This window comes from Alteromonas sp. Mac1, from assembly GCF_001562125.1.
Classification (GTDB): Bacteria; Pseudomonadota; Gammaproteobacteria; order Enterobacterales; family Alteromonadaceae; genus Alteromonas; species Alteromonas stellipolaris.
In genome coordinates this window covers 2,973,996-2,993,407 of the sequence record NZ_CP013932.1, presented here as the reverse complement: position 1 = coordinate 2,993,407, position 19,412 = coordinate 2,973,996, and the positions used below count along the sequence as shown (strand labels likewise).

Sequence of the window (19,412 nt, the reverse complement as noted above, 5' to 3'; positions counted from 1 at the left end):
TTACGAGAGTAATTTGCTCTTTTCTTAAGCTCGTTATATTACAGTATATCGAACTAAATGCAGGCGAATAGCCTTAACACTTATTTTTGACGTTCACGTAATACCGATAAGGCATCATCAAGGGACATATCACTCGCTTGTAGCAATACGGTTAGGTGATACAACAAATCAGCGGCTTCGTTTTTAAGCTCTTCTTTGTCATGTACCGTCGCAGCAAGTGCCGTTTCAACACCTTCTTCACCCACCTTCTGTGCAATACGTTTAATACCTTTATTGTACAAGCTGGCGGTGTAGCTGCTTTTCGGATCTGCGCCTTTACGGGCAGCCAATAAGCGCTCTAAATCAGCAAGAAAAGTAAAGCTAGGGGTATTCCCCTCAAACCAGCAGCTTTCAACGCCTGTGTGGCATGTTGGGCCGTTAGGGTTGGCTAACACTAATAACGAATCGAAATCGCAATCGGCGGCCACGCTCACCAAATCTAACGTATTGCCAGATGTCTCTCCTTTTTGCCATAAACGCTGCTTAGAACGACTGAAAAAGGTTACTTTACCGCTTTCTAAGGTGGTAGTTAGGGCATCTTGGTTCATGTAACCCTGCATGAGTACTTTGCCTGAAAGGGCATCTTGTACAATAGCGGGGAGCAAGTTATCCATTTTTTCCCACGCTAGGGTATTACTGTTTTCGGAAGTTACAATCACGGCTTAATTCCTTGTGCGTTTGGTAGGGCATGACGCTTACGCATAGGTACGCCATTAGCGGTTAAATCGGCTTTTAGGTCATCAATGTTAATAATGCCTTTATGGAATACTGAGGCGGCGAGGGCGCCATCAACATCGGCCTGTTGAAATACGTCGTTAAAATGTGAAATTTCACCGGCACCGCCAGAGGCAATAAGGGGCACTTCGCACACTTCACGCACAGCACTTAGCTGTGCAATATCGTAGCCTTTTCGTACACCGTCTTGGTTCATGCAGTTAAGCACAATTTCACCGGCACCACGTGACTGCACTTCTTTAATCCAGTCTAAGGTTTGCCATTGGCTTTTTTGAGTGCGGTTCTCATCGCCAGTAAACTTATACACTTCGTATTGACCAGTGGCCTCGTTGTAAAAGCTGTCTACCCCAATAACCACACATTGCTGGCCGTACACGTCATGCATGGCATTAATTAATGCAGGGTTGTTTAGGGCTGGGGAGTTAATTGAAATTTTATCTGCGCCCATTTCTAAAATGCGCCCAGCATCTTCAATGCTTTTAATGCCGCCCGCTACACAAAAGGGGATGTCGATAACCTGTGCTATGCGGCTTACCCAGCTTTTATCTACCACTCGCTCATCTGAGCTTGCAGTAATATCGTAAAACACCAGTTCGTCAGCGCCTGCTTTGGCGTATTGTTCTGCTAAAGGGACAATGTCGCCAATAATTTCGTGGTTTCTGAATTGAACGCCTTTAACAACTTTACCGTCGCGAACATCCAAACAAGGAATTATGCGTTTTGCCAACATGCGATAGCCTCCTTCACGGTGAATTTACCTTCAAGCAAGGCACGACCTAAAATAACTCCGCCAACGTTAGTGGGCTTCAACGCTGAAATGTCGTTTAAGCTGCCTATTCCGCCAGACGCTTGCCAGCTAACGTTAGGAAAGCGAGCACTCATTTCTTCGTAAAGTTCAACGTTAGCGCCTTGTAGGGTGCCGTCACGGCTAATGTCGGTGCACAGCACATGTGTAGCGCCTACCGATGCAAAGTCGTTTAGCAAGTCTTCTAGGGCTACCCCAGAGTTTTCCTGCCAACCGTGAGTGGCAATTAACTTCTCGCCGTTTTCACTAATATTAATATCTAGGGCCAACACGATATGTTCGGCACCGTATTTGGTTACCCACGATTTTACTAGTTCAGGCTGTTTAACCGCGAGTGATCCAATTACCACGCGGCTTACGCCAATGTCGAGTAACTGTGCCACCTCTTCTTCACTTCGAATACCGCCGCCCGCTTGAAACTGCATGCGCTTGGTATCTACCATTGATTTAATCAAAGTAAGTTGGCGTTTACTGGTATCTTTCGCGCCAGTTAAATCAACAATGTGTAACCAAGTAGCACCTTGGTCGGCATAGTCGTTTACCACGTCTACTGGATCGAATTCGTATTTTGTTTTTTGCTCGTAGTCGCCCTGATACAAACGCACTACGCTGCCATCGATAAGATCAATTGCTGGAATAATCATTATAGGTTCACAAAGTTAGTCAGTAGTTGCGCACCAGCATCGCTGGAACGTTCAGGGTGAAATTGTACGCCAAAGAAATTGTCTTTGTTAATGGCCGCTGAAAACGGGTTACCATAGTTACAGCTAGCTAAAGTATGGGCGTACTCTGGTACGGCAAAGCTGTGCACAAAATAGAAATAGGTATCTTGTGGAATGCCTTTAAACAAGGTGTCGTCGTTATGAGAAACCGTGTTCCAACCCATGTGCGGTAAACGTAAGCCATTCGCTTCCATACGCGCAACATGACCAGGCATTAGCGACAAACAAGGAATATCATCCTGCGAGTCTCCTAAGCGGTTCTCTAAGCTACCTTCAGCACTGCTTTCTACCATCAATTGCATACCTAAACACACGCCTAATACAGGCTGGGTTAGGCTTTGCAATGTGCTTGATAGGTCTTTTTGGGTAATACTTGCCATGGCCGCAGCGGCAGTTCCAACACCAGGTAAAAAGACTTTATCAGCGCGAGTGATCACATCTTTGTTATCAGACACTTCAACTGTTACGCCTAAACGTTCTAACGCAAAGCGAACCGATGAAATATTCGCGCAACCTGTGTTCACAATGACAATTTTCTGTCTTTGCGATTTTTGTACTTCAGGCATTAAAGCGCTCCTTTACTGCTAGGCAATGCATCGCCTTGACGCGTAATGGCTTGGCGCAACGCACGACCAAATACTTTGAACAAGCTTTCTACCTGGTGGTGAGCATTGCCTTCGCTGGTGGAAAGGTGGAGCGACAGCCCCATGCTTTGCGCCAATGAATAGAAAAAGTGTGGCACCATTTCAGTGGCCATTTCACCCACTTGGTCGCGGCTAAAGTCAGCATCGAACTTAAGGTGAGGGCGGTTTGAAATATCCATGATGCACTCAGCGCGGCACTCATCCATAGGCAAGGCAAAACCAAAACGGCCAATACCACGTTTATCACCCAAGGCTTTCTTAAGTGCTTCACCTAAGGCTAATGCGGTATCTTCCACACTGTGGTGATCATCAATATGCAAATCGCCATCTACGGTTACGTTTAACTCAAAACCACCGTGGGTCGCAATTTGATCTAACATGTGGTCGAAGAAACCTAAGCCAGTGTGAATGTGCGATTTTTCGGTAGAATCTAAATCTACGCGTACTTTAATGTCGGTTTCAGAGGTGGTGCGGATAACTTCGGCAATACGTGAAGACGACAACAAGGTTTTTTGAATGTGGTCCCAGTTCAAGGTTTCAGGGTTATATTGCAACCCTTTAATACCCATGTTCTCGGCAAGTTGCATGTCGGTCATGCGATCGCCAATCACGTATGAACGGGTAAAATCCACTTTACCTTGTTGAAGGTAGTCTTTTACTAGCCCTAATTTTGGCTTACGGCAGGTACAGTTGTCTTCTTCAAAGTGCGGGCAAATAAGCACATCGTCAAACGTAATGCCTTGGCTTTTGAAAATGGCCATCATGGCATTATGCGGCGCGTCGAAATCAGCTTGAGGAAAGCTGTCTGTGCCTAAGCCGTCTTGGTTGGTTACCATCACAAACTTAAAGCCTGCTGCTTTTAGTTTTAACAGCACAGGGATAACATTAGGTTCGAAAACCAGCTTTTCCAAACTGTCTAGCTGCTTATCTACTGGCGGCTCTTCTACTAACGTGCCGTCGCGGTCGATAAATAAAATGGCTTGCTGACTCATGCCGCTAGCTCCTCTATGAATTCGTTGATCAGTTGCAGTAAACGCTGGTTTTGTTCTTCAGTACCAATGCTTACACGCAAGCAATTTGTAAGATTAAGCTGTTTAGATTGGTCGCGTATCAATAACCCTTTGCTCACTAAATATGGCATTAGCTCGCTGGCACGTGCGTAACGAAATAGCACAAAATTGGCTTTTCTATCGCCTACCAATTCAAAGCCGTCGATATCAGCAAGGGCCGCTGCCAATAAGTCTTTTTCTCTATTGATAGTATCTACTTGCAACTGAATTAATGTCAGTGAATCAGTAGATAACGCCTGTGCAGCAATTTGTGCCACAGGCTCTGCAATAGGATAAGGTGCAATCACTTTGAGTAGTGCTTGAATAACGGGCGCTTGGGCTAACGTGAACCCGCAGCGTAGCCCTGCTAACGCAAAGGCTTTTGACAGCGTGCGTAATACTACTAGGTTAGGGAAATTCGCTATTTCATTTGCCCAGGTATTTTCGGCATCAAACTCGATATAAGCTTCATCAACCACCACTAGTGCACTATCAGAAAAGTGGTTGAGTACTGCCCGAATATCTTCCCTGGCAACCTGTGTACCTGTTGGGTTGTTTGGTGCACAAATAAAAATAACATTAGCGTTATCGATTGCACACACGCCTTCAACGTCTAAGCTGAAATCGCCTTTTAGTGGCACTGTCGTAATACCCACATCACAGGTTTCTGCGCTAATCGCGTACATGCCGTAAGTAGGCGGGCAAATAACAATATTATCTTTGCCTGGGGTGCAAAAGGTACGAATCAGTAATTCAATGCCTTCGTCTGCACCACGGGTAACAATCAATTGTGAAGTATCAATGCCTGCATAAGCCGCATAGCTTTCAACTACTGATGATGGCTGGCACGACGGGTAACGATTAAAGTTACTCGCATCTATGTCATACTCATTCGCATAGGGCGACTCGTTAGCATTTAGCCAATCTTGGCCGCCTGAATATAAACGCCTTGCCGACTCATAAGGCTTAAGCGGCACCAAATTAGCATTAATCAGGTTATCAATAAGCGTATCAACAAGAGCAGGCATTAAGCATCTCCCTTATTGGTAACGTTTGCTAGCTTTTGCATACGCAGCGCTACCGCTTGTTCGTGAGCATCAAGGCCTTCAGCGCTGGCTAAGGCCATAATAGCGGGGCCTAAGTTACGCATGCCGTCTGCTGATAACTCTTGAATAGTGTAGCGACGCATAAAGTCGAGCAAACCCAAGCTAGAGTAGTTCTTCGCATAACCGTAGGTAGGTAACACGTGGTTTGTACCCGAGGCATAATCACCGGCAGATTCTGGCGACCAAGGGCCTAGGAATATCGAACCTGCATATTTGATTTTCGGCAGTAGGCTGCGAGCATCTTCTATTTGCACAATTAAGTGTTCAGGCGCATAAGCATTGCTTACTAAAATGGCGTCATCTACTGAATCTGCCAAAATATAGCGGGCATTCTCCATCGCAGGGCGAGCAATATCGGCACGTGAAAGCGTAGACAATTGGCGTTCAACCGCTGCTTTTGCTGCCTCAATTAAGGTTTCGCTGTTAGACACTAAAATGGCTTGAGAATCTGGGCCATGCTCTGCTTGAGAAAGTAAGTCTGAAGCAACAAATTCAGCATCGGCAAATTCATCTGCTAATACCAATACTTCAGACGGGCCTGCTGGCATATCGATTGCTGCACCATCAGCACGTAAGCTTACCTGCTGTTTGGCTTCAGTCACAAAGCTATTACCCGGGCCGAATATTTTATCAACTTGCGGTATAGAGTCTGTACCTAATGCCATGGCTGCAATGGCCTGTGCACCGCCACAAAGATATATGGCTTCAATGCCACATTTTCTTGCGGCATACGCAATTTCAGGGGCAATTAAGCCTTGCTTGTTGGGTGGCGTACAAAGCAGTTTGTTTTCACAACCGGCTACCAGTGCAGGCACACCCAACATCAATACCGTAGAGGGCAAAGGAGCGCTACCACCTGGAATATACAAACCTACCGCATCAAGAGGTGTGAAGCGTAATTCGCAGTTCACACCAGGTGTAGTGGTTAGGGCAATATCACTTGGCAACTGCGCATCGTGAAACGCTTTAATATTGTTAAATGCAATGTCAATAGCGCCAGCTACTTCTGCGGTAACCGAGCTTGCTAACGTGTCGATGTTTTCTTGCGATAACACCAACGATTGCAAATCAGGGCAATCGAACTTACGAGTGAAGTTGATAACGGCTGCATCGCCTTCATTTTCTACGCTAGCGATAATCTCGCCCACGGTTTGTTTTAACTGTTGGCTATTGGCCATAGCCGGGCGCGAAAGCGCTGTTTTTTTCTCAAGCTTTGATAGAGATGACCAGATAATCATAATCTTTTGCCTTTTAGCCCATCATTTTTTCGATAGGCATTACTAATATTGAAGAGCAGCCTAATGCTTTTAGTTTTTCCATGGTTTCCCAAAATAGGGTTTCAGTAGAAACAACATGAATAGCTACATGCTCTTCATTGCCAGACAAAGGCAATACGGTTGGGTTTTCAGCGCCCGGTAACAAGCTTTTCACTTGTTCTAGGTAAGCTTTTGGTGCGTGAAGCATGATGTACTTGCTTTCTTTCGCTAGCAATACACCGTCGACACGAGGCATAAGGCGATTAATAAGGGCTTGCTTTTCATCGCTCATGTTGCCGTCGGCACGTTGAATTAACACTGCTTTTGAGCGGAAGATTACATCTTCTTCAACAAGTCCGTTCGCTTCAAGGGTTGCGCCTGTGGATACCAAATCACAAATTGCATCGGCAACGCCTGCGCGAGGTGCAACTTCAACCGAACCGGTAAGCATGACTGCTTTGGCGTTAATTTTTTGCTCTGCAAAATAACGCTCTAGTAGGAATGGGTAAGTGGTAGCGACTTTCTTGCCTTCTAAAGACTGGATGTTGGTGTAGTCCATTTCAGTAGGAACGGCGATAGACAAGCGACAACCACCGTAGTCTAAACGACGCAATACTTCATAGTCAGAAGGCTTGTTAGCCGCTTTGCGTTCTAACATCTTTTCTTCTAGCTCGTTTTCGCCAATGAAGCCAAGGTCGGCTACGCCATCCATAACTAATCCCGGAATGTCGTCATCGCGAACACGTAACAAATCGATAGGCTCGTTGGTAGAATGCGCAATCAGCAGGCGATCACGAATGTTCAATTTTATGCCAATAGCCTTAAGTAGAGCGATGCTGTCATCGCTTAAACGGCCTGATTTCTGTATGGCAATTCGAAGTCTTTTGCTGTTACTCATTGAAACGTTCCTTACACGTTGTACTACTTTTTACTGTCTTAACGATTACGCCTAAAACGAAAAACCCCCGGAAGTTTCCTTCCGGGGGTCGAGAATTTTTTCTATCTGCGCCACTGGAAGGAATAATAGACCTTCCAGCACGAACCTGAAAGGCTATGCTTTATGATGGTGGTGATGTTTTACAGCGCAGTTATTCATTTGATTTCTTAATACCTATTTCCGAACGGCTGAAACATTAGCGGTTTGCCCCCGATTTTGCAAGGCGAAAGTGAACTCTTTTTACAGTTTCAGTCTAATTTAATATGTATATAGTAAAACTTTTTGATCTGAGCCAATGTGATCGTTTTCCCTATTAGGTAGTGTTCAGGATGAAATATCACAGAATTGACCTTTACGGGTTGGAGTCGCCATGAGTAATGACCTAATTTTTTCCATTTTACCGCGCAATACCAAAGTGCCCATAGAAACAGATAACCGGGTAAAAAAAGTGGCGCGCAGCGAAAAGTCGGAGGCGCTCAATCAAGACGAAAAAGAGCAGCATGATGAAGTACATATCGTTGATGAAATGGAACAGCGTGAACGGCACGAGCAAAACGAAAAGAATGAGCACCCAAGCAACCAAGAAAATCGCCAACAAGGGAGTCTTCAACAAGAAGACAACCAAGCTAATACAAAAGAACTCAAGCAAAAAGACAAGCAAGACGACAAATCAATAGGGCAGCAATTGGACGAACGTGAAAGCCGTGAGTTAAATACCTCAGATGCAACGGGCACTAAAATACCGCGGGGCATTAAGCATGTGGATATTACTATTTAACTGTGCAGGCGGCTTTCGGGTTCATTCCTGTCATCTCTCTTATGCCGCCTTTAAGTAACTCTGCAGAACAAAATTACATTCAGTAAGCTTATATTATTTGTTGCCGCTGCTTTTAATTGCACGCTTTAGTTCAGTAGGCAGTAAAAACGCATAACTGATAAACATAAGCGCAATACCAGTAACAATAAGTAAATCATCTGCATTTAAAGAAAGTAGCGTTGTCATATTAATACCCGTAAGCGTTTAGAAGGAAAGTAACAAATCACAACCAAATATTATCACTTCGGTGGCTACAGAATAGGGGCTGGGCACTCAACTTTAGTTTAAAAATCAAGTGTTTTAGACTAATTGATTAATCGCAGGTTATTGGCGGTAAGCGAGGTGGTTGAGGCGGTAATTCAAATTCGTCACTAAGCAGTAAGTCTAGAGCAAGGTTAACTTTCCCATTAGAACCCTTATATCGATCTGGATCGTCGGTCTCTAAAAATAAGTCGTTCTCATATACTTGCTCATCAACTACCTGTTGACGCATTTCAAAGACTCGCGCTGAACAATCATGCATGTCTTTAATTGAATGACAGCCACTAGATAGCAGGATAAACCCAGTAACCAAACAAAAATGAGAGCTTTTTGAACGCTTTTCCATAAAAATACTATTCCCTGATTTTATGTAACCTTTAACTTCTAAATTTGTACACAATTTACTTAATAGCCAACTTGAACATAAAGAATGCTTCTAAAAGCCCTAAGTGTGAAGGCCCAGCTGCCAATACCCCACATCTAACCATTCACCAAATTTAAACCCAACCTTAGGGAAATGAGCTACTTTTTCCATACCTAATTTTTCGTGCAAACCAATACTGGCGGGGTTAGGTAGAGTGATGCCACCGATTACACTGTTGATACCCAGACGTTTAAGTTTATCTAAAAGTGCTTCATAGAGTTCAGTGCCTAACCCTTTTCCTTGGGCTTCGTTAGAAAGGTAAATCGTCGACTCTACAGAAAATCGATAGGCGGTTCTTTCTTTCCATTTAGTGGCATATGCATACCCTATAACTGCTTCGTCTTCAACGGCAACTATCCATGGTAAGGTAGATTCTGACACTTTCCTTAATCTATTAGACATCTCTTCGCTAGAAACTTCAGTTTCTTCAAAAGTGATACAGGAATTAGCAACATAGAAATTATAGATTTCAGCTATTTTGGGCGAATCTTCTAAAACTGCATCTCTAATAATCATGATGTCTCCAGGTATTTAAAAGAACAACAATAGGGCGTATATCACTTAATTCTAATTGTTTATTTACGCTTCAAAAACGTATTTATATTTCTTCCACAGCATAGTGTCGCTGCACATCTTTAGAAACAATGCCCCAATCAGCGTTTTTTACTCGCTGTTGGTGAGCTTCAAAAGCATGCATATCTGAAAATTCTTCATACACGTCAAAGATATGTGGTTCGATCTTTCTTTGAGTAACTCTAAAAGTGATACATCCAGGCTCTTGCTGAGTTTGGCTGATATGTATTGGCAGAGCGGATTTGATTGAATCTATTTGCTCTGAAGCAACGCTTATAAACCCAGACAGGATGACCATATTTGAAATAATTTCCTTTCTAACAATAAGAGACTATTCGGTGCATGTTTTTTCGCTGCCGTTTTATACGCAACTTCGTATTCATACAAGCACATATATAGGCGCATATATAGGCGCATATATATGGAAGTTGCATATTCAACTTGATAGCTTTTTAATCTTCGCGGGCAGCATTCATCAGACAGAAAGCTAGAAGCAAGGTTGCGAGGACACCAAACCCACCAGCAACCGCCGAAGGTAAGAAGGCGTTACGGCCCAATACAATCAAAATTCCATTGGCAAGCATGGCAACAACACCCACTACCGCAGTCACTCCACCTAAGGGCTTAGCACCATCTTGCATTTTTGCGATGCCGAAAATAAGTGCCGCAAAACCTAGCAAGAGCTTTGCTGCGTAATAAATCATGAAAGACAAGGCCACTACTGCACCCGCTAAAGGTCCTAGGCTCTCGTTTTGCGTTGTAGCTTCGCGAAATGGTGTAAACATAGTAAGGCCAACACTCACTTGTACTAAATTAAGCGCTGCACTAAATGCAATGGCAGACCATCCTACGTGGTAATGCTTTGCGCGCACCATCGCGGCGCCGGCAAATGCCATAAGGAAGGTAAAAAGAATACTTTCTGTTCCCCAGAATAGCTGGCGTGGAAAATCGATGTCGGCCATGCGAAGTAGGGTGTAAAGCGCCTGGGTAGCGGCCAACAAGAAGAGTAAATACGATGTAACTCTAACCGTGTGTTTATTAGTAAAGTCCATGGTTTTCCTTTGAATTCGTTTAACACCGCTCAAAATCAATAGTTGTGAAATTAAAGGTGTTTACCTCAAGTCAACGCAACAACAAAGGTGTAGCGTATGCACTGGGCTATAATCGTTGAGTGACCCTGCGAAGGCAAAGCCTGAATTTTCTCAGTACTAATATGTTGTATTTTGGTAATGAAATCAACGTTCGAGATTGGTAGCAGAGCGTGGAAGTATCATTGTGATTTGAAATAGAAGACAGGCGCTGAATTCCTTAAAAAATTAAAAGGGACAGCACCCGATTATTACTGTTAACACCGTTTCTACTAGTTAAGTTCTTTATCTACCCAAAACTTGGTACCTTTCACGGTAGCTTGTAAGGCTAAACCACTTTCAGTCATGGTGTACACGGTTACATTGCCCAAATACCCTTCGCCTTCTGCTGACATGCCTTTGTTACCCGCTTTAGCCGCAGCATCAGCGTTGCCACCTACTGTCCAACCATTTTCGATAAAGTAGTTCATGGCTTTTTGCGTGTGGAAAACCATTACTACACGGTAGTCTTTCGCTCCGAGTCCAAGACCAACACCGCCTTCGGCCATATTCATGTAAGTTTTCGTGCCAGTGACTTGGTTGTTCACAACGCCGTAACCCGTGCCGGCCGCAAAGAAAATGACGTTAATATTTGCATTCGTGAATACCGCGTAGCCTGCCGCATCTCGAACTTGAGAACGGGTATCAGGCTTTTCAGTGTATAACCTAGCCAATGCATTTTGCTGCATATCTAAAATAGCTTGTCGCTTTTCAGCAACACTACCGTCACCCATAGAGGCGCAGCCAGTTACAGCAAGTAAAACTAAACCTACCAATGAAAGTGAAGTTAAGCTTTTGAAATTCATATTTTTTCCTTTGATTCAATTTTAAAACGTACTATCTAAACTTTGGGTTTAGGTATTAAAAAAACCTAAACAGATCGGTTTAATCGTTTATTGCATGTCACTACAATCCTAGTACGCAAAAAATGTGCTCAAAGGTTAGTTTTGAATGTAAATGTTATTGCTATTGCACCTTTTCAACATCGAAACCTTGCTGTTCTAGCATATTCAATACACCCAACTCACCGGGCAAATGCAATGCACCTACTAGCACAAATTCAGTGGGTTTAGTTGCCAATGCTTCTACTAAAAATTGCATCCAAGCTTTGTTTCTAGATGATAAAAGTGTATCGAATATATCAGGGTATTCGGACTTGAAATCGGCCATGCTTTCTTCGTACATTTTATCGATGTCGCCTGCTTTCCAACTCGATTTCATTTTTGGTAAAACCTGTGGGAGTGTTTCAACGTCTTCAAGGGTGTATTGAATAAACGCATCTTCATCGCCGTTACCCATTTTCTGAATAAACGAAAGTTGCTGTTCGGGGCTTTCTAACCAAAGAATGGTTTTATTGTCATTTTTGCCACGATTAAAGAAATGTTTATCTACGCCTTCACTGGTTAGCCCCATTATTTGAAGTTCAATCATGCTTAAGGTAATACTTAAAAATGCAGGCTTATACATCATAAAGTTAGAAAGTGATAAACCACGTGCTTGCATGTGTGCTGATAAATTGGCTATGGTTTCTACCGAAAGATCATTAGCTAGGCTGTTACCTTGGGTGTAAGTTAGCTGTTTCATCATAGACTGCCCAAACTCTTGTGTTTCTAAGGCGTCTAAGTCTGTTTCAAACACTAACGTTTCTGACTGTTGGTAAGCGGTGTTGTAGGCATCTGGAAGAGGGTAATCACTTTCGCTAAGTAGGTGAAGCGTGCCGCCAATATAGAGGGTGTTTTCGCCGTTACTCACTTTGAAAACCGAGGCGGAAAAGGCTGGCGTGGTTAGCCCTACTACACAACTTGTAAGTAAAAGCGCTAAGCTAAAAGCACGTGGGCTGAACTTCATCATATTGTCCTGTTAGATGATAATCAGCCACTTTACCGAGTAAGTAACATCTATTCAACTGGGTCTATTTAACCAGTATTGAATGTTTTCTGTCGTGTGAGCCATGTCTGGCTAAAACCAGTTCAGCTCACAACAGAGCAGTTAAAAGAAGGACAGTTAAAAAAGAGCTACTAGAGAGCTGCTATCGGTGCCAATCAATTTCGAGTTCCAGCGCATCTGGAATCTGTGATTGACCTACCATTTCCTCGTAAGGGGTGGTTTGACGGAGCCAGACATGTTCAAACTCTTCAGAATTAAAGTGGTCTTTAATCTCATTTAGACAATGAAAAGTTTTTGGCCGAGACGTTTTGTCTCTTACTAAAGTGCGGGATGCACCTAATCCTGTCGCCGCTAAATAGCTACCGCCTTCAATTGACTCTATGTACAGATTCATGATTGTTCTCCGATATAACACGAGTAGACATTACTAGTTGTAGTTCACGGGCGGAAAAGCGGATATTAAATTTAATTTAAACTTCGCTTCACCTCACCAAAACTAGCGCTAAAATGAAAGCAGTACGCGCAAGCTAAACTACAAGAAGTAAGAACCAAGGCTAGGTTTTCCACCAATGATTCCGGCATACCATAATGCCTTCGTTATCTAGTGTTTCTTTGAGTAATGCGCGATCTTCAAGATTAAGAAACTCCCCCAAGACAATACGTTGTTCACCATCCACTAAGGTGACGATGGGTAGGTGCCAATCGTTTTCAGATTCGGTAAATATAATATGCGCTGACGGACGAGTGAAAGAGAGAGTGCGGTGGCGGGTACAAAAGTGAATCGTGTGGGGCTCAATATCAAGGGTTTCCCACCGGTACGTACTGCGGGAACCTTGGTACATGATAAAAATAAGCAATACGACTTCTATACCAGCAAAGGGTAAAATCACCCAAACTCCTACCACCGCCCAGCCAATAGCGATAGTGAAGACTACAACGGCAAATATCAACATCAGCCACTTAGTATCTTGCCAGCTGGCTGAACGGTTAGGCGTAAGCCGTAACCTCCTCTTACCATGGAGTGAAATGGTTTCTAACATAAAGTTCAAAGGATAAAACGGTGACTACCTAGTAATATTAGTAGGCATTGGGCATTTTGCCGTCGTGATTTGTTTAAATAAAAGCATTGGCTGTACACGAGAGTTTCATCTCCATGCGTCGTTTAGGGGAATGTGTTGAATCGTTTATCTCAATGGGTAATACAAAGCCCATTTAAAATTCTTTTGCTTGTGCTGTGGGTAGCGGTGATTTTTTCTCAATCCACGCCGCTTATTCTCATCGCTGAGAATAGCCTTTTTAGTTTGCTTGGCATCATTGGCGCTATTTTCGCAAACGCTACCGGTGCTGGTGGGGGCGTGGTGTTTGTTCCTTTCTTTAACCACTTACAATTTTCACCTCAGAGTGTGGTGGCCACCAGTTTCGCTATTCAATGCTGCGGTATGACAGCTGGCGCTATAACGTGGTGGCGATATAAACGCTGTCATCATCAAACCGATAGTCAGTGGCGTGCGTTGCCTACAAGTTTAATGCTAAGCGTACCCGCTTCACTGTGCGGCGTCTGGCTTGCGCAGTTTGGGCCAGAAACGTTTACTGCTCTTTCACCTTTTAAAGGCGGAATAGAACAAATTCACTTGGGGTTTGGCGCATTTTCTATATTGCTTGCCGTGGCTATTTTTGCCTCTATTCCTTTCTTAAAGCGGGTTGCCTTAAAACAAGATGCTGAGCAACTTGATATTGTGGCGCTGCCATTTGTATCTTTTTTCGGTGGAATTGTTACTGCTTGGCTTTCAGTGGGGGTAGGCGAGTTGGTGGCTGTCTATCTCATCATCAGAGGGTTCAATGTCACTATGGCCATCGCAGCAGCTGTTATCTTGTCAGCCTTTACCGTATGGGGCGCTGTGATTTATCACGTGTTAGTAACCCATGCCGTAGTTTGGGACGTAGTGATATTTGCAGGCGCGGGCGCTATTATTGGTGGCATGCTAGCCAAGTTTGTTGTGTTGGCTTTTTCACCCCAAAAACTTAAGCTTTTCTTTGGCACTTGGGTGCTATTGCTTGGCGTATCTGGTTTGCCTATTTTCTAAGAGCTCAGTTTTAAACAGGAATCGTTTGTCAGAAAAAGGATGTATAGATGACATATCAGACAGCACCCAAGAAAATTTATCGTGTAACGCAGCCCGAATGGTCGAAAAATGCCGTTATATATCAGGTGAATACTCGCCAGTTTTCAGCATCTGGTACATTCAAAGAAGTGACAAGTAGCTTAAGTCATATATGTGATTTAGGTGTCGATATCCTTTGGCTTATGCCTGTTCATCCTATTGGTGAAAAAAATCGCAAAGGTAAGCTTGGCAGCCCGTATGCGGTTAAAGACTACTTGGGCATTAACCCCGAATTTGGCAATGCAGACGACTTTAAAGAGTTAGTACAAGAAGCGCACAAACGGAATTTGAAAGTTATTTTAGACTGGGTGCCTAATCATAGTGCCTGGGACAACCCCTTGGTCGACACGCATCCGCACTGGTATGCCAGAGATCATCACGGTGCATTTCGCCCATCTCCGTGGTGGGACTGGTCAGATATTATCGAGTTTGATTACGACCAACCTGCGCTACGTGAGTATATGATTAACGCCATGGGCTATTGGGTAGAATGCTTTGATATTGATGGTTTTCGATGTGATGTAGCCGGTTATGTTCCAAACGACTTTTGGCATCAAGCGCGGGTTGCCTTAGATGCAATAAAGCCGGTATTTATGTTAGCCGAGTGGGAAAATCGCGATTTACACGAAACTGCCTTTAACATGACTTATGCATGGAGCTGGAATGAAACCATGCACGAGCTCGCCCATGGTCGATGTTCTCTCGACAGACTAAGAAAATACTATTCATGGAATGAACGGGCGTGGCCGCACAGTGCTTATCGAATGACTTTTGTGAGCAACCACGACAAAAATGCGTGGGATGGCACCCAGCGAGAGCAGTTTGGCGATGCGTTAGAGGCTGCAATTGTATTATCGGTATTGGGTGAAGGTATGCCGCTAATTCATAATGGCCAAGAAGCAGGTGAAACAAAGCGTTTAGCGTTTTTTGAACGTGACCCTATTGAATGGCAGCCTCACCGTATCGGTGATTTGTACAACGCCTTAATTAAGATAAAAAAATCTATTCCTGCCTTGGGTAATGGCGAATTTGGTGCCCGTATGATTCAGGTACCAAGTGATTGTATGTCACAGGTATTTAGCTTTGTAAGAATGGATGAACACAATAAGGTATTAATTATCATCAATTTTTCAGACGCTTTGTGCAAGGTTACATTTAACGACCCTATACTTAATGGCACTTATTCTAAGTGCACGCTCGATTCAAATACCTCCCATCACGAGCTATCAAGCCAAACCGAACACTTACATATCGAGAAGCCTGTTCAAATTGACCCTTGGGGCTATCAGGTATGGATTGCTAATGTGTGAACAGTCGGCTTCAGAAGGGCATGAAATCTGTCATTCGGTATGGAATTTTCGCGAATACCAACCATTTTTCGAAAAACTTTGGCATAATGCACCGCTTTATGGCCTAGCGGCCAAATATTCACTTTTACGTTAAGTACACTATGCCAACTATCGATGACATCTTTTCTTCCACGGGTTTACTTGCAAAAACCATCAATGGATTTGTTCCCCGTGAAGCGCAAACAGAAATGGCGCAGGCGGTAAAAGAAGCCATTGATGAAACCGGTAGCCTAGTGGTTGAAGCCGGGACCGGTACGGGGAAAACTTTCGCTTATCTAGCCCCTGCGCTGTTAGCTGAAGGCAAAGCGATTGTGTCGACGGGAACGAAAAACCTGCAAGAGCAGCTATTTCATCGAGATTTACCTTTGGTGAAAAAAGCCCTTAGCAGCAGACGTAAAACCGCACTGTTAAAAGGTCGTGCTAATTACCTTTGCTTGCACCGACTAGAACAACATGGCGGCAACTCCACGTTAGTGGAGAAAGACGTGTTAGGGCAGTTGTCTGAAGTAAAGCTGTGGTCTACCACCACAAAAACTGGCGACATGGGCGAGCTCAAAAGCTTACCCGAAGATGCGCGAGTGTTGCCATTAGTTACGTCTACCGTTGATAACTGTCTTGGGCGCGACTGCCCCGATTATGAAGAGTGTTATTTGGTTAAGGCACGGCGTAAAGCCTTGGATGCCGACATTATTGTGGTGAACCACCACTTGTTTTTCGCTGACATGGCATTAAAAGATACCGGCTTTGGAGAGCTTATCCCAGAAGCCGACGCCATTATATTTGATGAAGCCCATCAAATACCTGATATTGCCGCAGACTACTTTGGTGAATCGCTTTCCACGCGCCAAATTCAAGATTTAGCCAAAGATATTACCCTTATTTTTAGAACTGTGTTGAAAGACGCAGCGCAGTTAGATAAAGCTGCCGACAAATGCCGCATGATTGCTGCCGATTTACGCCTGTTATTCCCCGATACTACCCAGCGAGGAAATTGGGCTGAAGCCTTAATGCGTGATGATGTGCGCTTAGAAGTGGGCAAACTAGCAGAAGCGCTAGGGGTGCTGCATGAAGTGTGTAAATTGCACATTGGTCGAGATAAAGATTTAGATAATCTGTACGAAAGAATTGTGTCGGTGAGGGAACAACTCGACTCGTTAAGTGATGAAAAACAAGAAAATGTGAGCTTGTGGTATGAAACTACCACTCGCCATTTGATTATGCATTTAACGCCGTTATCGATTGCTGCTAAGTTCCGCCGTTTTGTAGCATCGCCTCCTCGCGGGTGGGTATTTACCTCGGCGACCTTGATGGTTAACGGCGGTTTTGAACATTTTCAACGCCGGATGGGATTAGAAGACTCAAGAACGCTAGGCTTAGATAGCCCTTTTAACTACCCTGAACAAGCCATGTTGTGTGTACCTCGGTATTTGCCCGAGCCGAACAGTTTTTCTATGCGTGAAACCTTGTTGAATACCGCAAAGAGGTTGATTAAAGCCAGTAAAGGCCGATGCTTTTTGTTGTTTACCAGCCACGCCATGCTGCGTGAAATTGCCGGTAAGCTAGAAGATGAAATTGACAACCCACTATTAGTGCAGGGCACAACGACTAAACAGGCGCTATTAGATGCCTACCTGGCTGATGAAAAAGCGGTATTAATGGGCACTGGCGCTTTTTGGGAAGGTGTGGACGTTCGAGGTAATGATTTGGTGTGCGTTATGATAGATAAACTGCCATTCGCATCACCAGACGATCCACTATTACAAGCACGAATGGACGACGTTAAAAAACGTGGCGCAAATCCATTTGGTGTTATTCAGATACCTCAGGCCGTTATTGCCTTAAAGCAGGGGGCTGGTCGATTAATCCGCGACCCTACCGATAAGGGAGTATTGGTTATTTGCGATAATCGTTTAGTCACAAAACCTTATGCGAAAACCTTTATAGGTAGTTTGCCGAATATGCGAAGAACCCGCAGTTTAGACGAAGTAGAGTCTTTCCTTGCAAGAATTGATGAAGAGTAAAGAATGAAAGTTTTAGCCATAGATACGGCAACAGAAGCCTGTTCAGTAGCACTTAATACTAACAGCGAGGTGGTTTCACGATTTGAAATTTGTCCACAGCAACATAGCCAGCGTTTACTGCCTATGTTGGATGAAGTGTTAAAAGATGCAGGCCTAGTGCTGGCCGATTTAGACCTATTGGCATTTGGCCGAGGCCCGGGGAGCTTTACCGGCGTGCGTATTGCTACCGGCATGGTTCAAGGTTTGTCACTGGGTAGTGGCTTAAAAGTCGCAGGTGTAAGCACGCTTGCGGCTATGGCGCAACAAGCGCTAGCCACTGAGCAAACTACAACCAAGCAGGTTGTGTGGGTTGTGTGTGCTACCGATGCCCGCATGGGCGAGGTTTATTTTGCCATCTACAAATCTGAAAATGGTTCATTAAAAGAAGTGGTTGCAGAGCAAGTGTGTCCTCCTGAAATCGCGGTAGAGCTTATTAAAGACACCATTGCTGCTAACCAAGGTGACGCTATTGATGGGTTTGAGCCTGTCGGTACCGGCTGGCAGGCTTATCCGCCACTTGAGGCATTGCTACCTATAGATCATGAGGTATCTATTCAATTTCCTGATGCGGTTTACATGCTGCCTCTTGCTGAGCAACTTGCTAATAAAGGTGACGTACAAGTGGCTAGTGATGTAAAACCTGTTTATCTACGCGACAAAGTGACGTGGAAAAAGTTACCGGGCCGCGAATAACGGGGGAAGTCGCCTTTCTGCCATTAACCGCAACACATTACATGTAAAGCAATAACTCAAGTGCGTTTCTCGAATGATCAGGCAAGCGTTGTGGTATATGGGCGCGATTCTTGCAATTCTTGCAGATGATATTATTAAATAGAACGGTGTATCGTTCAGGGGATGACTTTTACGACTTAATATTTGTTTTAGTCATCTCATCACGTATTTACTTATTTGATTTCATTTAAAAGACTGACACGTTTTTGGTATGCATATAACTAACAATTTTTCGATACCTTCATCGCATCAATCAGAGCCCTCACAAGGGCGCGTTGCTAAAGTTAATAAAGATGCGCAGCAGCAAGGCAATGGTGAAGGTAAGCAGCAGAATAATCATATTGTGGTGGCTCCAGACGCTCAGGGCACCGACAATGCACAGGCTTATCAACGTTTCGTACGTGAAGATAGTGCGGGTTATTCTCAGCAGGCTATTGCGTCGTATACCAGTTTCGAAAAACAGCAAGAGCGTGAGTCGGTACAAAGCATGTTTGGTGTAGATATTTACGCCTAACGCTTACACTAATTTAGCGTGTCGTTAGTGTTATCTTTGCGTTGTATATCGCCTGATATAAGCAGAGAAATCTGTACCATAATGCGTAAATTACGCGCCTTCCAATCACGTGTTATTAATCCCAACTAAACTTTTTGCCGAAAAACCCGTCTAAAGATTAACAATCGTTTAAATCAATGTTCTTTATGGCATTTATTAAGTATCAATGCTAAC

23 protein-coding genes and 1 other annotated feature are annotated in these 19,412 nt (G+C 44.0%); of the genes, 6 read left to right on the top strand and 17 right to left on the bottom strand.

Annotated elements, in window-relative coordinates; genetic code table 11:
* Positions 1 to 80: 80 nt before the first annotated feature.
* From hisIE to hisG, 8 genes are read right to left on the bottom strand one after another with little or no spacing between them, the layout of a single operon-like run.
* Positions 81 to 698: a bifunctional phosphoribosyl-AMP cyclohydrolase/phosphoribosyl-ATP diphosphatase HisIE gene (gene hisIE, locus AV939_RS12760; RefSeq protein WP_057790814.1), complete on the bottom strand. Its 618-nt coding sequence runs from the start codon at positions 696 to 698 to the stop codon at positions 81 to 83.
* Entirely contained in the window at positions 695 to 1,504 is an 810-nt protein-coding gene (gene hisF, locus AV939_RS12755) for an imidazole glycerol phosphate synthase subunit HisF (protein ID WP_057790816.1), read from the bottom strand. Before hisF ends, hisIE begins: the two co-directional genes overlap by 4 nt.
* Positions 1,486 to 2,223: a 1-(5-phosphoribosyl)-5-[(5-phosphoribosylamino)methylideneamino]imidazole-4-carboxamide isomerase gene (hisA, locus tag AV939_RS12750; protein WP_057790818.1), complete on the bottom strand. Its 738-nt coding sequence runs from the start codon at positions 2,221 to 2,223 to the stop codon at positions 1,486 to 1,488. Before hisA ends, hisF begins: the two co-directional genes overlap by 19 nt.
* Positions 2,223 to 2,867, bottom strand: coding sequence for an imidazole glycerol phosphate synthase subunit HisH (gene hisH / locus AV939_RS12745; protein WP_057790820.1), 645 nt, complete (start codon positions 2,865 to 2,867; stop codon positions 2,223 to 2,225). The genes hisA and hisH overlap by 1 nt, the downstream gene beginning before the upstream one ends.
* The gene (gene hisB, locus AV939_RS12740) at positions 2,867 to 3,937 is read right to left on the bottom strand and encodes a bifunctional histidinol-phosphatase/imidazoleglycerol-phosphate dehydratase HisB (protein WP_057790822.1); all 1,071 of its coding nucleotides are present in this window, start codon (positions 3,935 to 3,937) and stop codon (positions 2,867 to 2,869) included. Before hisB ends, hisH begins: the two co-directional genes overlap by 1 nt.
* Positions 3,934 to 5,022, bottom strand: coding sequence for a histidinol-phosphate transaminase (hisC, locus tag AV939_RS12735; protein WP_061997792.1), 1,089 nt, complete (start codon positions 5,020 to 5,022; stop codon positions 3,934 to 3,936). Before hisC ends, hisB begins: the two co-directional genes overlap by 4 nt.
* Positions 5,022 to 6,338: a histidinol dehydrogenase gene (gene hisD, locus AV939_RS12730; protein ID WP_061997791.1), complete on the bottom strand. Its 1,317-nt coding sequence runs from the start codon at positions 6,336 to 6,338 to the stop codon at positions 5,022 to 5,024. The genes hisC and hisD overlap by 1 nt, the downstream gene beginning before the upstream one ends.
* Positions 6,339 to 6,351: 13 nt before the next feature.
* The gene (gene hisG, locus AV939_RS12725; RefSeq protein WP_061997790.1) at positions 6,352 to 7,254 is read right to left on the bottom strand and encodes an ATP phosphoribosyltransferase; all 903 of its coding nucleotides are present in this window, start codon (positions 7,252 to 7,254) and stop codon (positions 6,352 to 6,354) included.
* Positions 7,255 to 7,313: 59 nt separating this feature from the next.
* Positions 7,314 to 7,432, bottom strand: a sequence feature (His leader region).
* A 231-nt stretch (positions 7,433 to 7,663) separates the two neighbouring features.
* On the opposite strand from hisG, the gene AV939_RS20190 reads away from it, so the two are divergent.
* Positions 7,664 to 8,071, top strand: a complete 408-nt coding sequence (locus AV939_RS20190) for a hypothetical protein (protein WP_063456897.1) — start codon at positions 7,664 to 7,666, stop codon at positions 8,069 to 8,071.
* Between the two features lie 93 nt (positions 8,072 to 8,164).
* On the opposite strand, the gene AV939_RS20440 is transcribed toward AV939_RS20190, so the two are convergent.
* From AV939_RS20440 to AV939_RS12680, 9 genes are all read right to left on the bottom strand, one after another.
* The gene (locus AV939_RS20440) at positions 8,165 to 8,296 is read right to left on the bottom strand and encodes a hypothetical protein (protein WP_257721359.1); all 132 of its coding nucleotides are present in this window, start codon (positions 8,294 to 8,296) and stop codon (positions 8,165 to 8,167) included.
* Between the two features lie 127 nt (positions 8,297 to 8,423).
* Positions 8,424 to 8,717, bottom strand: a complete 294-nt coding sequence (locus AV939_RS12715) for a hypothetical protein (protein WP_057790830.1) — start codon at positions 8,715 to 8,717, stop codon at positions 8,424 to 8,426.
* 99 nt (positions 8,718 to 8,816) lie between these two features.
* Positions 8,817 to 9,311, bottom strand: a complete 495-nt coding sequence (locus tag AV939_RS12710; protein WP_335339291.1) for an arsinothricin resistance N-acetyltransferase ArsN1 family B — start codon at positions 9,309 to 9,311, stop codon at positions 8,817 to 8,819.
* Positions 9,312 to 9,393: 82 nt separating this feature from the next.
* Positions 9,394 to 9,666, bottom strand: a complete 273-nt coding sequence (locus tag AV939_RS12705; RefSeq protein WP_061997789.1) for a putative quinol monooxygenase — start codon at positions 9,664 to 9,666, stop codon at positions 9,394 to 9,396.
* 154 nt (positions 9,667 to 9,820) lie between these two features.
* The gene (locus tag AV939_RS12700; protein ID WP_061997788.1) at positions 9,821 to 10,420 is read right to left on the bottom strand and encodes a hypothetical protein; all 600 of its coding nucleotides are present in this window, start codon (positions 10,418 to 10,420) and stop codon (positions 9,821 to 9,823) included.
* A gap of 308 nt (positions 10,421 to 10,728) precedes the next feature.
* Entirely contained in the window at positions 10,729 to 11,301 is a 573-nt protein-coding gene (locus AV939_RS12695; RefSeq protein WP_057790835.1) for a YSC84-related protein, read from the bottom strand.
* Positions 11,302 to 11,461: 160 nt separating this feature from the next.
* Positions 11,462 to 12,346, bottom strand: coding sequence for a TraB/GumN family protein (locus AV939_RS12690; protein WP_063456898.1), 885 nt, complete (start codon positions 12,344 to 12,346; stop codon positions 11,462 to 11,464).
* Positions 12,347 to 12,524: 178 nt separating this feature from the next.
* Complete coding sequence (locus AV939_RS12685) at positions 12,525 to 12,776, bottom strand: DUF6482 family protein (RefSeq protein WP_057790839.1); 252 nt, start codon at positions 12,774 to 12,776, stop codon at positions 12,525 to 12,527.
* Between the two features lie 160 nt (positions 12,777 to 12,936).
* Complete coding sequence (locus AV939_RS12680; RefSeq protein ID WP_057790841.1) at positions 12,937 to 13,422, bottom strand: DUF2244 domain-containing protein; 486 nt, start codon at positions 13,420 to 13,422, stop codon at positions 12,937 to 12,939.
* 135 nt (positions 13,423 to 13,557) lie between these two features.
* On the opposite strand from AV939_RS12680, the gene AV939_RS12675 reads away from it, so the two are divergent.
* From AV939_RS12675 to AV939_RS12655, 5 genes are all read left to right on the top strand, one after another.
* On the top strand, positions 13,558 to 14,466 hold the full coding sequence (locus AV939_RS12675) for a sulfite exporter TauE/SafE family protein (protein WP_057790843.1): 909 nt from the start codon (positions 13,558 to 13,560) through the stop codon (positions 14,464 to 14,466).
* Positions 14,467 to 14,513: 47 nt separating this feature from the next.
* Complete coding sequence (locus AV939_RS12670; RefSeq protein ID WP_057790845.1) at positions 14,514 to 15,854, top strand: alpha-amylase family glycosyl hydrolase; 1,341 nt, start codon at positions 14,514 to 14,516, stop codon at positions 15,852 to 15,854.
* Between the two features lie 140 nt (positions 15,855 to 15,994).
* Positions 15,995 to 17,914: an ATP-dependent DNA helicase gene (locus AV939_RS12665; protein WP_057790847.1), complete on the top strand. Its 1,920-nt coding sequence runs from the start codon at positions 15,995 to 15,997 to the stop codon at positions 17,912 to 17,914.
* Positions 17,915 to 17,917: 3 nt separating this feature from the next.
* Positions 17,918 to 18,646, top strand: a complete 729-nt coding sequence (gene tsaB, locus AV939_RS12660; RefSeq protein WP_057790849.1) for a tRNA (adenosine(37)-N6)-threonylcarbamoyltransferase complex dimerization subunit type 1 TsaB — start codon at positions 17,918 to 17,920, stop codon at positions 18,644 to 18,646.
* Positions 18,647 to 18,896: 250 nt separating this feature from the next.
* Positions 18,897 to 19,199: a hypothetical protein gene (locus AV939_RS12655; RefSeq protein WP_057790851.1), complete on the top strand. Its 303-nt coding sequence runs from the start codon at positions 18,897 to 18,899 to the stop codon at positions 19,197 to 19,199.
* Positions 19,200 to 19,412: the final 213 nt, after the last annotated feature.

What these genes read in the sequence shown, in the direction of transcription:
- hisF (WP_057790816.1), bottom strand. Translation starts at nt 1,504, where the DNA reads ATGTTGGCAAAACGCATAATTCCTTGTTTGGATGTTCGCGACGGTAAA.
- hisA (WP_057790818.1), bottom strand. Translation starts at nt 2,223, where the DNA reads ATGATTATTCCAGCAATTGATCTTATCGATGGCAGCGTAGTGCGTTTG.
- hisH (WP_057790820.1), bottom strand. Translation starts at nt 2,867, where the DNA reads ATGCCTGAAGTACAAAAATCGCAAAGACAGAAAATTGTCATTGTGAAC.
- hisB (WP_057790822.1), bottom strand. Translation starts at nt 3,937, where the DNA reads ATGAGTCAGCAAGCCATTTTATTTATCGACCGCGACGGCACGTTAGTA.
- hisC (WP_061997792.1), bottom strand. Translation starts at nt 5,022, where the DNA reads ATGCCTGCTCTTGTTGATACGCTTATTGATAACCTGATTAATGCTAAT.
- hisD (WP_061997791.1), bottom strand. Translation starts at nt 6,338, where the DNA reads ATGATTATCTGGTCATCTCTATCAAAGCTTGAGAAAAAAACAGCGCTT.
- hisG (WP_061997790.1), bottom strand. Translation starts at nt 7,254, where the DNA reads ATGAGTAACAGCAAAAGACTTCGAATTGCCATACAGAAATCAGGCCGT.
- AV939_RS20190 (WP_063456897.1), top strand. Translation starts at nt 7,664, where the DNA reads ATGAGTAATGACCTAATTTTTTCCATTTTACCGCGCAATACCAAAGTG.
- AV939_RS20440 (WP_257721359.1), bottom strand. Translation starts at nt 8,296, where the DNA reads ATGACAACGCTACTTTCTTTAAATGCAGATGATTTACTTATTGTTACT.
- AV939_RS12715 (WP_057790830.1), bottom strand. Translation starts at nt 8,717, where the DNA reads ATGGAAAAGCGTTCAAAAAGCTCTCATTTTTGTTTGGTTACTGGGTTT.
- AV939_RS12710 (WP_335339291.1), bottom strand. Translation starts at nt 9,311, where the DNA reads ATGATTATTAGAGATGCAGTTTTAGAAGATTCGCCCAAAATAGCTGAA.
- AV939_RS12705 (WP_061997789.1), bottom strand. Translation starts at nt 9,666, where the DNA reads ATGGTCATCCTGTCTGGGTTTATAAGCGTTGCTTCAGAGCAAATAGAT.
- AV939_RS12700 (WP_061997788.1), bottom strand. Translation starts at nt 10,420, where the DNA reads ATGGACTTTACTAATAAACACACGGTTAGAGTTACATCGTATTTACTC.
- AV939_RS12695 (WP_057790835.1), bottom strand. Translation starts at nt 11,301, where the DNA reads ATGAATTTCAAAAGCTTAACTTCACTTTCATTGGTAGGTTTAGTTTTA.
- AV939_RS12690 (WP_063456898.1), bottom strand. Translation starts at nt 12,346, where the DNA reads ATGATGAAGTTCAGCCCACGTGCTTTTAGCTTAGCGCTTTTACTTACA.
- AV939_RS12685 (WP_057790839.1), bottom strand. Translation starts at nt 12,776, where the DNA reads ATGAATCTGTACATAGAGTCAATTGAAGGCGGTAGCTATTTAGCGGCG.
- AV939_RS12680 (WP_057790841.1), bottom strand. Translation starts at nt 13,422, where the DNA reads ATGTTAGAAACCATTTCACTCCATGGTAAGAGGAGGTTACGGCTTACG.
- AV939_RS12670 (WP_057790845.1), top strand. Translation starts at nt 14,514, where the DNA reads ATGACATATCAGACAGCACCCAAGAAAATTTATCGTGTAACGCAGCCC.
- AV939_RS12665 (WP_057790847.1), top strand. Translation starts at nt 15,995, where the DNA reads ATGCCAACTATCGATGACATCTTTTCTTCCACGGGTTTACTTGCAAAA.
- tsaB (WP_057790849.1), top strand. Translation starts at nt 17,918, where the DNA reads ATGAAAGTTTTAGCCATAGATACGGCAACAGAAGCCTGTTCAGTAGCA.
- AV939_RS12655 (WP_057790851.1), top strand. Translation starts at nt 18,897, where the DNA reads ATGCATATAACTAACAATTTTTCGATACCTTCATCGCATCAATCAGAG.